The sequence below is a fragment of the Flavobacterium granuli genome (genome assembly GCF_031456055.1).
GTDB classification, from domain to species: domain Bacteria; phylum Bacteroidota; class Bacteroidia; order Flavobacteriales; family Flavobacteriaceae; genus Flavobacterium; species Flavobacterium granuli_A.
Map to the genome: position 1 here is coordinate 324,726 of NZ_JAVDTX010000005.1, position 15,245 is coordinate 339,970.

The 15,245-nt window shown below is 34.3% G+C and carries 13 protein-coding genes; 8 read left to right on the top strand and 5 right to left on the bottom strand.

Going from position 1 to position 15,245, the window contains the following annotated elements; all coding sequences use genetic code 11:
- The first annotated feature begins 156 nt into the window (after positions 1-156).
- The 4 genes from argH (at position 157) to J2W95_RS12365 (ending at position 4,666) form a co-directional block, all read left to right on the top strand.
- The gene (gene argH, locus J2W95_RS12350; RefSeq protein ID WP_310007411.1) at positions 157-1,437 is read left to right on the top strand and encodes an argininosuccinate lyase; all 1,281 of its coding nucleotides are present in this window, start codon (positions 157-159) and stop codon (positions 1,435-1,437) included.
- Positions 1,438-1,736: 299 nt separating this feature from the next.
- On the top strand, positions 1,737-2,315 hold the full coding sequence (locus J2W95_RS12355) for a hypothetical protein (protein ID WP_310007412.1): 579 nt from the start codon (positions 1,737-1,739) through the stop codon (positions 2,313-2,315).
- A gap of 181 nt (positions 2,316-2,496) precedes the next feature.
- A complete protein-coding gene (locus J2W95_RS12360) occupies positions 2,497-3,492 on the top strand; it encodes a DUF2157 domain-containing protein (RefSeq protein WP_310007413.1) in 996 nt (331 codons plus the stop codon).
- Positions 3,479-4,666 (top strand): hypothetical protein, encoded by a 1,188-nt coding sequence (locus J2W95_RS12365; protein WP_310007414.1) that lies wholly within the window; start codon positions 3,479-3,481, stop codon positions 4,664-4,666. Before J2W95_RS12360 ends, J2W95_RS12365 begins: the two co-directional genes overlap by 14 nt.
- A gap of 114 nt (positions 4,667-4,780) precedes the next feature.
- Here the strand turns inward: J2W95_RS12365 and ytxJ are convergent, their stop codons facing one another.
- The gene (ytxJ, locus tag J2W95_RS12370) at positions 4,781-5,170 is read right to left on the bottom strand and encodes a bacillithiol system redox-active protein YtxJ (protein ID WP_310007415.1); all 390 of its coding nucleotides are present in this window, start codon (positions 5,168-5,170) and stop codon (positions 4,781-4,783) included.
- 285 nt (positions 5,171-5,455) lie between these two features.
- Here ytxJ and clpB point away from each other — a divergent pair, with 285 nt between their 5' ends.
- The 3 genes from clpB to J2W95_RS12385 all read left to right on the top strand — a co-directional run bounded on the left by clpB (position 5,456) and on the right by J2W95_RS12385 (position 11,270).
- On the top strand, positions 5,456-8,062 hold the full coding sequence (gene clpB / locus J2W95_RS12375; RefSeq protein WP_310007416.1) for an ATP-dependent chaperone ClpB: 2,607 nt from the start codon (positions 5,456-5,458) through the stop codon (positions 8,060-8,062).
- A 423-nt stretch (positions 8,063-8,485) separates the two neighbouring features.
- Positions 8,486-10,378: a phospholipase D-like domain-containing protein gene (locus J2W95_RS12380; protein ID WP_310007417.1), complete on the top strand. Its 1,893-nt coding sequence runs from the start codon at positions 8,486-8,488 to the stop codon at positions 10,376-10,378.
- Between the two features lie 13 nt (positions 10,379-10,391).
- Complete coding sequence (locus J2W95_RS12385; RefSeq protein WP_310007418.1) at positions 10,392-11,270, top strand: hypothetical protein; 879 nt, start codon at positions 10,392-10,394, stop codon at positions 11,268-11,270.
- Between the two features lie 812 nt (positions 11,271-12,082).
- On the opposite strand, the gene J2W95_RS12390 is transcribed toward J2W95_RS12385, so the two are convergent.
- On the bottom strand, positions 12,083-12,577 hold the full coding sequence (locus tag J2W95_RS12390; RefSeq protein WP_310007419.1) for a hypothetical protein: 495 nt from the start codon (positions 12,575-12,577) through the stop codon (positions 12,083-12,085).
- A 457-nt stretch (positions 12,578-13,034) separates the two neighbouring features.
- Here J2W95_RS12390 and J2W95_RS12395 point away from each other — a divergent pair, with 457 nt between their 5' ends.
- Positions 13,035-13,256 (top strand): hypothetical protein, encoded by a 222-nt coding sequence (locus J2W95_RS12395; RefSeq protein WP_310007420.1) that lies wholly within the window; start codon positions 13,035-13,037, stop codon positions 13,254-13,256.
- A gap of 140 nt (positions 13,257-13,396) precedes the next feature.
- Here the strand turns inward: J2W95_RS12395 and J2W95_RS12400 are convergent, their stop codons facing one another.
- From J2W95_RS12400 to J2W95_RS12410, 3 genes are all read right to left on the bottom strand, one after another.
- Positions 13,397-13,762 (bottom strand): DUF2200 domain-containing protein, encoded by a 366-nt coding sequence (locus J2W95_RS12400; protein ID WP_310007421.1) that lies wholly within the window; start codon positions 13,760-13,762, stop codon positions 13,397-13,399.
- Positions 13,763-13,796: 34 nt separating this feature from the next.
- Positions 13,797-14,186, bottom strand: coding sequence for a VOC family protein (locus J2W95_RS12405; RefSeq protein ID WP_310007423.1), 390 nt, complete (start codon positions 14,184-14,186; stop codon positions 13,797-13,799).
- A 119-nt stretch (positions 14,187-14,305) separates the two neighbouring features.
- Complete coding sequence (locus tag J2W95_RS12410; RefSeq protein ID WP_310007425.1) at positions 14,306-14,965, bottom strand: hypothetical protein; 660 nt, start codon at positions 14,963-14,965, stop codon at positions 14,306-14,308.
- Between the last annotated feature and the right edge of the window lie 280 nt (positions 14,966-15,245).

Below are 15,245 nucleotides of genomic sequence, written 5' to 3' on the forward strand. Positions count from 1 at the left end.
ATATTTTTTAGGAGCTAATCCCGCTATCCGTTGCAATCTTTTTATTTTTAAAGAAAAAAATAAAAAGGATTTTCACTGCTATCGGGGCTAAAAAACACATAACAACAAAAGTTTAGATCTAAAAATCTAACAATCCAAACATCTAAAAATCCAATTATGAAACTTTGGGAAAAAGGAATACCAACCGATAAACAAATCGAACATTTTACAGTAGGAAACGATAGAGAACTCGATTTGGTTTTGGCCAAATATGATGCTTTAGGCTCTATTGCCCACGCCAAAATGTTGGGACAAATCGGACTGTTGACCAATGACGAAACAGAATCCTTGGTTTTGGCCTTAAACGAAATCATAAAAGGCATCGCAAACGGAAATTTCGAAATCGAAGACAGCTTTGAAGACGTACATTCAAAAATCGAGTATTTACTAACGATAAAATTGGGTGATGCCGGAAAAAAAATCCACACCGCTCGTTCCCGTAACGACCAAGTTTTGGTTGACGTGAACTTGTACCTGAAAGATGTTGTCAAAGAATTGAAAGAGCAAGTAAAAACGCTTTTCGATTTAATGATGGAATCGGCAGAGAAACACCAAAATGTATTATTGCCGGGTTACACACATCTTCAAATTGCGATGCCTTCTTCTTTCGGAATGTGGTTTTCCGCTTATGCAGAAACCTTGATTGACGACATTACAATGCTTAACGCAGCTTTGAAAATTGTCGATCAAAATCCGTTGGGTTCTGCCGCAGGATATGGAAGCTCCTTCCCTATCAACAGAACTTTCACCACCAAGGAACTAGGTTTTGAAACTTTAAAATACAATTCTGTTGCTGCGCAAATGAGCCGTGGAAAATCGGAAAAAACAGTTGCTTTTGCAATGAGTAGTGTTGCTGCAACTTTGGCAAAATTCTCAATGGATGTTTGTTTGTATATGAGTCAAAATTTTGATTTTATCGGTTTACCTTCTCATTTAACGACGGGTTCAAGCATCATGCCTCACAAAAAAAACCCTGATGTTTTTGAATTAATTCGCGGTAAATGCAACAAAATTCAAGCTTTGCCTTATGAAATCACTTTGATTACAAATAACCTTCCAAGCGGCTACCACAGGGATTTACAACTTTTGAAAGAAGGATTGTTTCCTGCAATTCAGAACTTGAAAGCCTGTTTGGATATTGCTATTTTCTCTATCAAAGACATCACGGTAAAAGAAAATATTCTGAATGATCCAAAATACAATTACCTATTTACAGTTGATACCCTAAACGAAATGGTTGTTGCCGGAATGCCTTTTAGAGACGCATACAAAGCCGTTGCCGAACAATTGGAGAACGGAACTTATCAATCTCCAAAAGAAACAAAACATACGCATGAAGGAAGTATAAATAACCTTTGCTTGGAGGAAATAAAGAATAAAATGAAAACTGCTTTTTAATAAAAAACCAAAATTTATTGAATGCAAAAAACCTCATTTATTATTTTTAAATGAGGTTTTTTTTATATTTCAAAATGTATAATACTCCTAAAAAGAAAGAATTTTCAAAAGAGTTTTTTGTTTATTCGACAACAAATCAGTTAAAAAAATTAAATATCCTTTTCACTTTTAACTTACAACAAACTAAAATTCAAAACATTAATATAAAATCATAAAAAAAAATCATTTTTTTAACATTAAAATTTACTATGCATGCATAATATATTTTAATTTTACAGGAAATTTAGAACATACCCCCCATGAAATTAACCAACAAATTTGCCTTACTCCTATGTATTGGCTCAATGCTTTTAAACAGTTGCTCAAGTGACGATTCAACACAAACAAATTCGGTATCAACTGAAACTACAACATTAAAAACCTTTAAAGATGTCACCTTTTCTTTAGACCAATCAGAAGGATATGATGCTGGTTTATATTTCTCAACAGAATTGGGAAAATCATTTAAAACAAGCAAAATTGATGCTACTATTTTACCTAAAATTGACATCGCTTTTTATAGTGCCAATTATGCTTTAAATTATTTTATGAGCCCTAATAATGATGATTATGGAGTTAAAGGCGCCCCACTTACTCTATTTATTAATGTTCAAAAAGATTTATTGACAATAGAACAATTTAACAAAATAGAAAAAAGCACCGATTTTGATGCTATCAAAATAGATGCAGATGATGACGATTCTTTCCCAGATGATAAAACTCCAAATGTAGTATTGTTCAAAAATGCTGCTGGTAAAAAAGGTGCTATTTACATAAAATCTGTTCACAGAGTTGGTTATGATCCTAGAATTGTAGTTGATATTAAAATTCAGAAATAAAATTGCTTACTAATTCAATTATTGAAACCAATTTTTCTTAATAGAAAAATTGGTTTTTTTACTTTTATCAAGCACCTACAAGCCAGCAAACTAAAACAAATGCAGCTTTAACAAAGTTATCATCACCTATTAATTAGTACTAAAAATTCTATATATTTGAGAAATATCTTAAATAAATAGCATGGCTAATTTCGAAGAACAAGCAACCCAAATGCTTTTTGATAAAAATCATATTACAGAAGAACAATTCGAAGCTATTCGAGCGTATCGAGGTTTAAATTTGTTTTCTGTACATAACGAATTGAAATTCTTATTATACCTTTCAATATTGATGTTTACTTCGGGGATTGGGATTCTGATTTACCAAAACATTGACACTATTGGCCATACTGCAATTCTTGGATTGTTGCTTGCGGTTACAGTGACTTGTTTTTATTTTTGCTTTAAAAATCACGAAGGCTTCAAAAAAGAAGAAGTCCTCTTTCCCAATCCTCTTTATGATTACTTGGTGCTCACTGGCGTTATATTGAGCTGTACGTTCGTGGGATATTTGCAATTTCAATACCAAACTTTTGGAACCCATTACGGTTTGGCTACTTTGTTTCCAACAGTGATCGCTCTTTTTTGTGCCTATTATTTTGACAACAAAAGCGTTCTATCCATAGGAATCACTGGTATGGCGGCTTACTTAGGGCTCTCAGTAGATCCTAAACACGTTTTTGAAAACGAGATGATTGAGAATACCTACTTGAGTTATATAGGATTGGCTTTTGGATTGTCCTTGCTGCTTTGGGTTTTGTATGTAACCAAAATCAATTTAAAAAAGCACTTAAATCTGGTTTATCTGACTTTCTCATTACACTTGGTTAGCATAGCCTGCATAGTTAATTTATGTAATGATTACTGGCCACCATTTGGGTTAATATTAGGAATTGCTGCCTATTATTTTTATAATTTAAGTTTCCAGATAAGATCAATTTCACTGTTTATTTTTACAGTTTTATATGGTTTTATTGGAATGAATATCTTTTTTGCAAGGGTCATCGATTTTATTAATTTCAATGATATTTTCGAGGTATTCATTTTTACAACTCCATTTTATTTTATTGGCTCCATTATTGGTTTTATAAAATTGATTAAACACTTCAACAAAAACACTACTGATGATAGTATATGATAAAACACTTTTAGACAACGTTTATATAGACGAAGAAGCTAAACGATTAAAAAATTCGGGTTTCATTAGTAACGAACAATACAAATTTATTGGCAATCAATTACCGAGACTCAAAAGCCAAAACAATATCTTTATCCGAATTGGTTTCTTTATTCTGGGTTGCATGTTGTATTCGTCAATTTGTGGTTTTATATCGCTATTTGGGTTAGCTATTATGGAAAATGCTTATTTATTTTTTATCTATCTTTTTGCCGCAATTGGTTTTGGTGCAAAAGAATATATGTCTCAGAATATGAAATATTTTGGTTTTGGTCTTGACGACGCCTTTATTTTGGGAGCCATTTTAGCGTTGCAGATTGCCGTAGGACTCTCTTTTGAACAAAATTACAATCCAAACTATCTGCTTGTTATTATAGTAACGGCAATCGTTTCCAGTATTGCTTATTTACGATATCTCAATCTGTCTTTGGCTCTACTCGCCTGTTTTAGCATTACAGGAAGTCTCGCTTATATTACATTTGAGTATTTGATAATTGGAAAGCTCATTCTTCCTTTTGTGATGCTGGTATTTTCAGGTATTGGTTATTTTTTTTCTAAAAAAAAGCTACAAAACTTAACTGTTCCCTATTATTCTAGCGGATTGAAGCTAGCTAAAGGGTTCTGCTTAATTTTATTCTATCTCGCAGGAAATTATTATGTGGTAAGAGAATTAAATTTTAGCCTTTCAGGAGAGTATTATTATAACGGCGTGAGTCCCGAAATCCCTTTTGCTATATTCTTTTGGGCCTTTACGATTTCAGTTCCGGCACTCTATCTATTTTACTCTTTAAGAAACAAAGACCGAATGATGCTTTGGATTGGTTTTCTAGCGCTTTGCTTTGCTATTTTCACCATCAGAATGTATCATCACGTTTTGCCTCCCGAAGTGGCTTTAACAATTGGTGGATTGGTATTATTTGCTTTTACTTATTTTTCCATAAAAAAAACGAAATTCAACGAAACCGGAATCACGTTCAAAGAAGATCGATTTGCCAATCCAAATGCTTTTGCTAATCTTCAGGTTCTTGTGGCTACTTCACAATTTGGAATTAAACCCGAGGCAAAAGTCGAAGAATCACCTATGAAGTTTGGTGGTGGTGGATTTAGCGGCGGCGGTTCTGGAGGAGGATTTTAAAAATCTATTTCTCGCAAAGACGCCAAGTCGCAAAGTAAAACATTTTTTAAACTTGGCGACTTGGCGTCTTTGCGAGCTATATAAAACTTAACGAGAATTATTCAAGATAATAATCTACAATCTCTCCACCAAATCTCCCGCATCAATAGCGTCATGTGAAGCATCATAAATTGATTGACCGTTTTTGATCAGCAATAATTGTGGCGATTGGTGCACTACCTGAAAACGATTTGCAATTTCATTGGAAACATCACGATATTCAATCAAATCCAAGAAATAAGCATCTACATTATCTTCTAAAGCATATGCATTTTCAAATTGTTTAAGAGCGAATCTGCTAATACTGCAACGTGTGCTGTGCTTAAAAATCACCGCAGGCTTTTGACCCGAAGTAGCAACCATTTCATCCAACTGACTTACAGATTGAAGCGGAATCCAATTGATTTTGCTTGCTGTTACTTTCTTTTCTTCTGAACTACCAAATAGGGAATTAAATAGGCTCATTTTGTCTTATTTTATGTCTTTTTGTCTTTTTAATATGATAAAAATCATCACTAAAACGTCAAATTGTCCGTAAATTTATACTGGAATACCATTTGATGATTATTTTGCAAAGCTAATTATTAAATAGTAAAATCAAGTCATTAGTAAATAGCTTTAAGTGATTAGCCCATATTTTATAATTATAAGTCAATAAAATGAATCATAACCATTTAGCAAATGGATTTCAATTTTGACACTAAAAAAGCTAATTACGAATCACTGTAAAACATAAAAAAACCTTTAATCATGAACATTAATAAGTTTACCATTAAATCGCAGGAAGCAATTCAGCTTTCACAACAATTGGTTCAGAGTTTAGGTCAACAACAAATAGAAAACGAACATATTTTCAAATCAATTTTTGAAGTTGATGAAAATGTGGCTCCTTTTATTTTGAAAAAACTTAACGTCAATGTGCCATTGTTTCTTCAAATTTTAGATGCAACCATTCAGAGTTTTCCAAAAGTTTCGGGAGGCGAAATCCAACTTTCGAGAACAGCAAACACAGCTTTGAACGAAGCCGAAATCATTGCCAAAAAAATGAACGATGAATACGTTTCTATTGAGCATTTGATTCTGGCTATATTCGATTCCAAAAGCAAAGTATCCCAAATTCTGAAAGACCAGGGAGTAACTGGAAAAGGACTGAAAGCCGCCATCGAAGAATTGCGTAAAGGAGAGCGTGTAACCTCAGCATCGGCTGAAGAAAATTACAACTCTTTGAACAAATACGCCAAAAACCTCAACGAACTAGCGAGAACAGGTAAATTAGATCCTGTGATTGGCCGTGACGAGGAAATTCGTAGAGTTTTGCAAATCCTAACCCGAAGAACCAAAAACAACCCAATGCTTGTGGGAGAACCTGGTGTTGGTAAAACCGCCATTGCCGAAGGTCTTGCACACCGAATCGTGGATGGCGACGTACCTGATAACCTGAAAGACAAAATCGTATTCTCACTCGATATGGGAGCCTTGATCGCGGGTGCAAAATACAAAGGAGAATTCGAGGAACGATTGAAATCGGTGGTTAAAGAAGTAATCGCTGCCGAAGGAGATATCGTGCTGTTCATTGACGAAATTCACACGCTTGTTGGTGCAGGCGGTGGTGAAGGAGCGATGGATGCCGCCAATATTCTGAAACCCGCTTTGGCTCGTGGAGAATTAAGAGCAATCGGTGCGACGACTTTGGACGAATACCAAAAATATTTCGAAAAAGACAAAGCCCTCGAACGCCGTTTCCAAAAAATCATAATCGAGGAACCGGATACCGAAAGCGCAATTTCGATACTGAGAGGAATCAAGGAAAAATACGAAACACATCATAAAGTACAAATCAAGGACGACGCCATTATTGCTGCCGTAACGCTTTCGCAACGTTACATCACCAATCGTTTCCTTCCGGACAAAGCTATCGACTTAATGGACGAGGCAGCTTCGAAACTGCGTATGGAAATCAACTCCAAACCAGAGGAATTGGATGTTTTGGATCGAAAAATAATGCAGTTGGAAATCGAAATCGAAGCCATCAAACGCGAGAAAGACGAAAGCAAACTCAAAATATTAGGTTTGGATTTGGCTAATCTCAAAGATGAACGAAACGTGATTTACGCCAAATGGAAAGCGGAGAAAGACGTTGCCGATAACATACAGGAAGTAAAAACCGAAATTGAAGATTTCAAACACGAAGCCGAACGCGCCGAACGTGATGGCGACTACGGTAAAGTAGCCGAAATCCGTTACGGAAAAATCAAGGAAGCCCAAGATCGATTGGCTGAATTTCAAAAACAATTGGCCGAAAACCAATCGGGAACTTCATTGATAAAAGAAGAAGTAACCCGCGAAGACATTGCAGAAGTAGTGGCCAAATGGACTGGAATCCCCGTGATGAAAATGCTGCAGGGTGAACGCGAAAAACTCTTGCATCTTGAAGGAGAATTGCAAAAACGTGTTGTTGGCCAAGAAGAAGCTATCGAAGCTGTGAGTGATGCCGTGCGTCGAAGCCGTGCGGGGTTGCAGGATATGAAAAAACCGGTGGGAACTTTCCTTTTCCTGGGAACAACGGGAGTTGGGAAAACCGAGCTTGCCAAAGCCCTAGCCGAATATCTATTTGATGATGAAAACGCGATGACCCGAATCGATATGAGCGAATATCAGGAACGCCACAGCGTGAGCCGATTGGTCGGTGCGCCTCCGGGATATGTGGGCTATGACGAGGGTGGACAATTGACCGAAGCCGTACGTCGCAAACCATATTCCGTGATACTTCTGGATGAGATCGAAAAAGCGCATCCCGACACCTTCAACATCTTGTTGCAGGTACTCGACGAAGGCCGTCTAACGGACAACAAAGGACGCTTAGCCGATTTCAAGAACACGATTATCATCATGACTTCCAATATGGGAAGCCAGATTATTCAGGAGAAATTCGAAAATCTAAAGGGAAGTGTCGAAGCCGCAACCGAACTCGCCAAAGTCGAAGTTTTGGGATTATTGAAACAAATCGTGCGTCCCGAGTTCATCAACCGTATCGACGAAATCGTAATGTTCACGCCGCTTACCGCCAAAAACATTACCAAAATCGTAGGATTACAGTTGAAAAACGTCACCGATATGCTTGCCCTACAAGGCATCACGATGGACGCCACTCCCGAAGCTATCGCATATCTGTCCCAGAAAGGGTATGACCCGCAATTTGGAGCCAGACCCGTAAAACGAGTAATTCAAAGGGAAGTCCTCAACCAACTCTCCAAAGAAATCCTCGCCGGCAAAATAAAACCCGACAGCATCATCCTACTCGATGCCTTCGACAACGAACTCGTTTTTAGAAATCAAACCGAGTTGGTACACGAATAAATAAACTCAATTAAATCTTTAAAACTGCAAGGTCACAACATCTTGCAGTTTTTTGTTTTTAGGAGCAGAGGGTTTTGTGCTTTTATCAACTTCACTCCCACTGTCATTCCAATCTTTTTAATCTCAAAAAACGAGATTAAAAAGGATTTTCCCTTCCATCGGGACTAGAGGATGTTTAGTTTTCAGAAAAAATTAACTCTATTTTACATTATTTTAAAAACATAATTAAATTCTTATATTTATTTAAAATAAATGTATTTTATCGATTATTATTACCTTTAACTGATATTATAATTGTTTAATCATTACATTTACGCCGCTAAAAAAAAAGGTAATCATTTGATTACCAATAAAAAAATAAGCAAAAAAATATTGCCATAACTGAATGCGGATAACTAACAGAAAAAATCAAATAAATTTAATATGAGCGACCTTATCACTAACGGAACAGAAATAAAACAAAGAATTATTTCTGAAATCAGCATCGCAAAACAATGTATTTATGTAGCAATGGCTTGGTTTACAGACAGAGATATTGCAATGGCAATTATTGATGCAAAAAACAGAAATTTAACTATTGATATCATTCTTTCTTCAAATGCTCAAAACGAAACTGTAAAGTTAATGCTAAAAGGAGCTGACATTAGTGTTCACGCTTTTGACACAGGTGACACACGAGGAATAATGCACCATAAATTTTGCCTTATTGACAACAAAATTTCAATTAACGGGTCATATAATTATTCCTTAAATGCTAGTAACAACAACGTTGAAAATATTCAAATTTCAGACGACATTGCAATATATTCTCAGTTCTTATCAGAATTTGAACGCCTAAAATATAACATTGACAATAACATAGGCGTAAATGAAACAATCAAAATAGCTGAAGCTAAAATTCAACAAGTGCAACCAATAAATCTCATTGACTCTTTTTCTCAACAGCTTCACAGTCTTGTTTATTCGGCAGCACAAATTGACACAGGAAAATACAAAGAGAATGGATATGAAACTTCAAAAATTAGCGGAGGCAATATTGACATTTTCCGAACGGAATATAACCGCATAAAAGAAAAAATTAGAACTTATGCTACAGATGAGGGCTTAGGCAGTATGAAAAATGTTTTGACTTCTAATATCTCGATTGCTTTTGAAAGCACAAAAACAAATTTAGAAACAGAGAAACAAGAAAAAAGAAACATTGAAAAAAGAAATAATGAATTAGAAAAACGACAGATTGAGGATAAAATATCAGAACTAAAACAAGGGAAGTCTATTATAGAATCAGGTAATCAAAACACAAGCGAAAAAGGATTATTGCAAATCAATAAAGAAATTGAAAAAAACAAACTTGAAAGAAGAGCATTAGAACAGTCATTCGTTGTAAAGAAGTTTTGGTCTCTCGGTACAGTTCTCGTAACGATCTTATTAATTGTATTTGCTTTTTATCTATCACTATTTTTTGCTTCAGCAATGTATAAAATGTTTTTTGAAGGCAACATAATCCGCAACTCTTTAGAAGCAGGAATAAATCCCGGATTACCACAACTTGTTGATGCTAATGCTATCCTTAAAATATTTAATCAACAAGGGGCATTGTTCGGAATTATAGCTTCAATTTTCTTTCTTTTTCCAGTCCTATTATCGAATATAAAATTATTTGGTAGCGAGAAAAAAAAGGTAAATAACCTATTGTTTTGGGTTGGTTTATTAGTATTCGACATTGTGGTTGCAGCTATGGTTGCATTCAACACAGACGAAATAAATTCTTTATTAAAAGGTAAAGAACCTCAACTCAAAATTTGGGAAGTTGTCGGGCATGGTGAATTTTGGTTGATGTTTGTATTTGGAATGATGCCATTGATTATTACACATTTTGCAATTGATTATATAACAAATGCATATAAAAATTCGCATAGGAATATTGTTGATGGAGAAAAAAACAGAAAAATCCAATTTTTAGACGAAGAAATGCTTGACCTTAATGCAGAAAAAGAATCTCTTACGAACAAGGTTAAAGAAAAGGATGATTCAATTAGTGAAAACAACAAAAAGATTCTTAATCTGGAAACAGAAATCAATAACAGTCAAAATCAAATAGAAAATAGATATTCCGAATTGCAGCGACAGATTACAGCTATATTCGATGATTTTAAGGCAAAAATAATAAGTGGCAAAATCTTTACTAATGTAATTTTAGATAGTGTTACTTCAGCATATAAATCAGGGTTTATTGAGTATCTTCCCGAGTATTATTCATCAGATGAAGTGGCAAATAGAGTAGGTGAAATTGAAACCGTTATTACAAACAAATAATATAATCGCTGAGATGAAAAAAATATTAATCTTTTCCTTAATAATAATCTTATTCACTAAGTGTAATTGTGGTTCTGACCTACAAAATAAACATTTAACATACCAAAATATAATTATACTTTCAGACATGTCAAGTCGTATAGACAACAAGCTACCGAAAGACATAGATGCAATTCATACGATAATTCAATTTTTTAAGAACGAATGTGTAAAGCCAGGTAAAAAAATCGGTGATAAATCTAGTATTTCATTTTCTGTATTTTCAGAAAAAGTTTCCGCTTCTATTGATATAGACAAAATCAAAACATTAGGTGCAAAACAACAATTTATAAATTCAACGGGCAAATACAAGAATAACGGGCTAGATCAGCAAATTGAAGTTTTCGAACAGAAAATAAACAATATTTATGCTAATACAAGAAATTCAGGTTTGGATTTAATAAGTGTTTTGATTGAAAAAATCGAAAACGAACCAATTATTAAGCAAAACACAAATTTCACTAATGGGGTAGATACGACATTTGTCAACTACGATAATCATATTTATATTTTTACAGATGGTTATTTAGAATATTCAAACAAAAGTACAAATAGTCAATTTTATTTTGGTAGCCCTGAAATAGACAAAGTAAGACAGTTTTGTATATCAAATAATATAAATATAACAAAAGCACTTCAAACTAATAGTTCATTGTGCCTACCACTTAGCAGAAGTGCAAAAAATCAATATATCACTCTTCACATATTCGAAACACACGAACGAGATAAAAATGACAAATTTCAAACTTACAAGTATCCAAAAGGGCTAAGAGATAATGAAATTCTTGAAGCAGTGTGGCGAAAATGGGCAAAAGAAAGTGGGTTCAAGGATCTTGAATGGAAAAAATATTGACAAGAAACAATAGAGCAGCAGATAACACCAGCTCTGCAAAGTCTCCCGACTTCGTCACGCACGCTAAGTAAACAATACATATCACACCACACCCAATATTGTCATCCTGACGGAGGAAGGATCTCCACAATGCTATTCGACAAAGTAATTCATTTTTTTACTTTGAATGTGGAGTTACTTGCGGAGATCCTTCCTCTGTCTGGATGACAAGTTTGTGGATAATTGGGATGCTAAAAAATTCCAACAATAGGCATTTCAATAGTAATCCAGACAAATCATTGAAACGGATATGTTAAAAGGGATTACTTCTTTCTATACATTGACGGAGCCTAACTAGCACTCAATTACAAATATTACAACTCCTACCTAAATCATACGCTCGCCTACAAAAACTATAAGCACGCCTACCAAAAGTATAGGCGAGCCTACCTAAACCATAGGCACGCCTACATAAATCATATGCGTACCTACTAAAAGTATAGGCGTGCCTACCTAAACCATAGGCGCGCCTACCAAAATCATAGGCGTGCCTACTCAATATTATGGCGCGCCTAAACAATTAAGAGGCGCGCCTATCAAAAACGAAGGCGTCGCATACAATTTTAATAGGCGCGCCTATTAAAATTGTATGCGACGCCTACGAAAATCAAAGGCGCGCCTACTAAAATTGAAGGCTCGCCTATCAAAAACAAAGGCAACGCCTACCAAATCGATAGGCGCGCCTTTATATTATTATGGCGCAGCATTCCATAAAAAAAACCAAGCTATTTTTTAGGTAGCTTGGCTTTTAAAATTAGAATCAAGTTTTGTACTTAATTTACCTCTTCTGGAGTTGCAGGAACTTTAGGCTCTTCCTTTTTATTGGCATAACGCTTATTCCATTGGTCCACTTCTCCCATAGCAAGGTCAAGAGAACCTTCGTTCCCTCTAGACACTTGCAGGTTGGAAGCATATCGATCTACTAGCGTCATGATATCGGTAGCACCGGCCAACTGAATTTCTTCGATAGTTTCCATTGCTTGCAACAGTGCCATTCTATTTGCCTCCAAACTGTTGTAATAATCCAAAAGATTGGCAAGTTCTGCGGGAACATCGGCACGGCTCAATGAATTAGGAAATTGGTTTGCAATTCTGGAAATCAAACGGGCATACCCTTCTCTGCCTTCCGCCATGGAACGTGTTCCTTTTTTTTCCTCATCGGTCAAATTAATTTTGAAAGGATTCAAAGGAGTTAATGCTGAATTAACAGCAGTTGTAAAAGCAGTCAGCACTGCTGGAGCGGGAATAGTTGTAATCAATTTTGACATAAAATTTGATGTTATTTGGTTAATAAGAACTCAATTTAGACAAATATTTCTTACATCTGTTTTTCATTTCATAAAATAACACAATTTTAACATATAACTATTCTTACATAATTTAAGTAAAATTGTACGAAGTATTGCTATAAATATAATTTTAGCAAATTCCACTGAAAAATAATTGATATGCAGAAATCTTTTTCTTCAAAGTATCCTGTTGGTAGGACATTCGAGTTATCAGGCGTTTAAGTTAGTTTTTAAGCAGAAATTATCAAGTTCTTTCTTGTTTTTAAAATATGTTTTTTCCTATATTAGAATAAAAAAATTGCATTTTATCGATATTTTAATAAAGTTTGACTAATTTTATAACAGCCTTTTGAAGGCATAACCAAACTAAAAAACCAATAACCATTTGTTTTTCAGAGAATTTAAAACAAAAGGAATAAAATATAACTATACTATTATGAAAACAACATTAAACTTCTTAATTGATTTTTTTGCAACCCTTTATGATTTAGTTATTGAATTTTTTGCGTTGCAATATAATTTAGCTTCTGACTTTATAATTTTTTTAGGGGAGTATTTAAAATGGGTTACTACTAGCTCTAGCAACTCTACTGATTTTACCAAACATGCTGAGGAACCAATAAAAGTTCGCAATCAAAATCCTTTTGATATACTATAATTGTTCCTGAAATAAAGTTCGAAGGATTAATATTTTTGATTTAGAAGTAACATTGGTTAATTCAATGGAAGGCATTGCACATACTATGATCAATGTACTTTGAAACCGCTACTACCCTACTACAAATCTGTGAAGTCACCCTAAGCAACTCTCAAAATCTTCTCCATTTTGCGTCCTTTCGCCAATTCATCTACCAATTTGTCCAAATATCGCACCTGTTGCGTCAACTTGTTTTCGATTTCTTCTATTCGGTAGCCACAAATTACACCCGTAATTAGGTGTGCATTAGCGTTTATGGAAGCATTATGAAAGAAGGCTTCAAAAGTGACTTTTTCTGCAATGAGTTCTTGTAGTTTCTTTTCGTCATAACCCGTTAGCCACTCAATTACTTGATGTAGTTCTTCTTTTGTTCTGCCTTTTTTCTCAACTTTTACGATATAATGAGGATATACCGAAGCGAATGTCATTTTAGCGATTCTCTCATCGTGATGGCTTGTATCGTTCATAGCTAGTGTTTTTTTTTTATTTTAGTAGATGGTTTTACATTCCTGGCCAATACAAAATATTGAATTTGTGACCATCTGGATCAGCAAAGCCAAAAGTATAACCTTTTTCATAATCTTGAGGTTCTGCGAAGATTGTTCCACCTACTGATTTAACTTTTTCAACCCAATCATTTACTTCTTCTTTACTGTTGGCAGAAAGGGAAAATATTATTTCGTTCTCTTTAGGAATACCAATATTACCGTTTGCATCTTGTTTTAATCGCTGTTCAATGAAAAAATTGATAACAAATTTGTTTTGCCCAAAGAAAAAACTGGTTCCTTCATCCATTTTTCCATTCGGTTCAAAGCCTAATGCAGTATAAAATTGGGTTGTTCTTTCTAGATTACTTGAGGCTAAATTTGCCCATATAAATTTTGGTTCCATAACTTTTATTGTTTTAAAAAGATCAAGTTAAAGTTATGAAACTCTATTTAAATAATTAAAAGTTGTGTTTTTTTTAGGAGTATATCTTTACTAGAGTGGGATGCTCGCGTTGGTTAGGATTAAACGAAATAATTGAAATTCCAATTTAGTTTTTTTCTATTTTGCGTTTCGAATTTTAGTATTTTATCCATTATTGGCTTTTTATGTTCAGCTCCAATAAGAAATACTGCTTTAGTATATTTATTTCTATCACAATAGTTATAAATATTCTTAACCATTTCGTTTTCGCGCAGTTCAATAATATCCCTCCATCGTTTGTACGTTAAGAACCACTTCTCGTGATTTATATTTTTTAATATAATTTTCTCCAAAGAAATTCTCCGCTCAGATAATTCGCTGTATTGGTTGCTATTTAGATATGGAAAACCAACTAGCTGCGATAAAATATTGTGTTGAGCTAACAATATATTGTATTCGTAACTTTGTCTAAATATTTCAAACATTTCGAGGATATTATTCTTAAGATGTTTGTCAATTAGTTCAGTTTTCTCCAAATCTACTGGGAAATGAGAAATTGGATGTTCTTGTATATAGGACTTGATTGTATTTGTTTCTAAAGTATCTGAATTGATTCCTCCATAAATTTCAGCAAATCCAGTGGGAGAAAGTTCCTCGAAAATCACATCAGCTGCAATTGGTTCAATAAGTTTGTGCAACTCCTTCGAGTTGCAAATTCCATATTCTTTATGAACAGTAGCTATTAAAGTAATTTTGCACATAAGTAAATCAGTTTTGGTTACTATTGTCAAAAAAAATTATACCAATTTCTGAGTTTTCTAATGGGATACAACTTGGTATTTGTGTCACAGTATTGAAAACTTTGTATCATTTTACTAGTAAATGTATGTATTTTTTTAAACAACATAATACAGTAATAGATGTAATATCAGTTATTTACGATAAAAAGCTAAATATGTAGCCTTGCCTCGATAGAAGCAAAAAATCCTTTTGGGCTGGAATTTCAGCTCAAAAGGATTTTATAGACAGCAGGTGGCACAA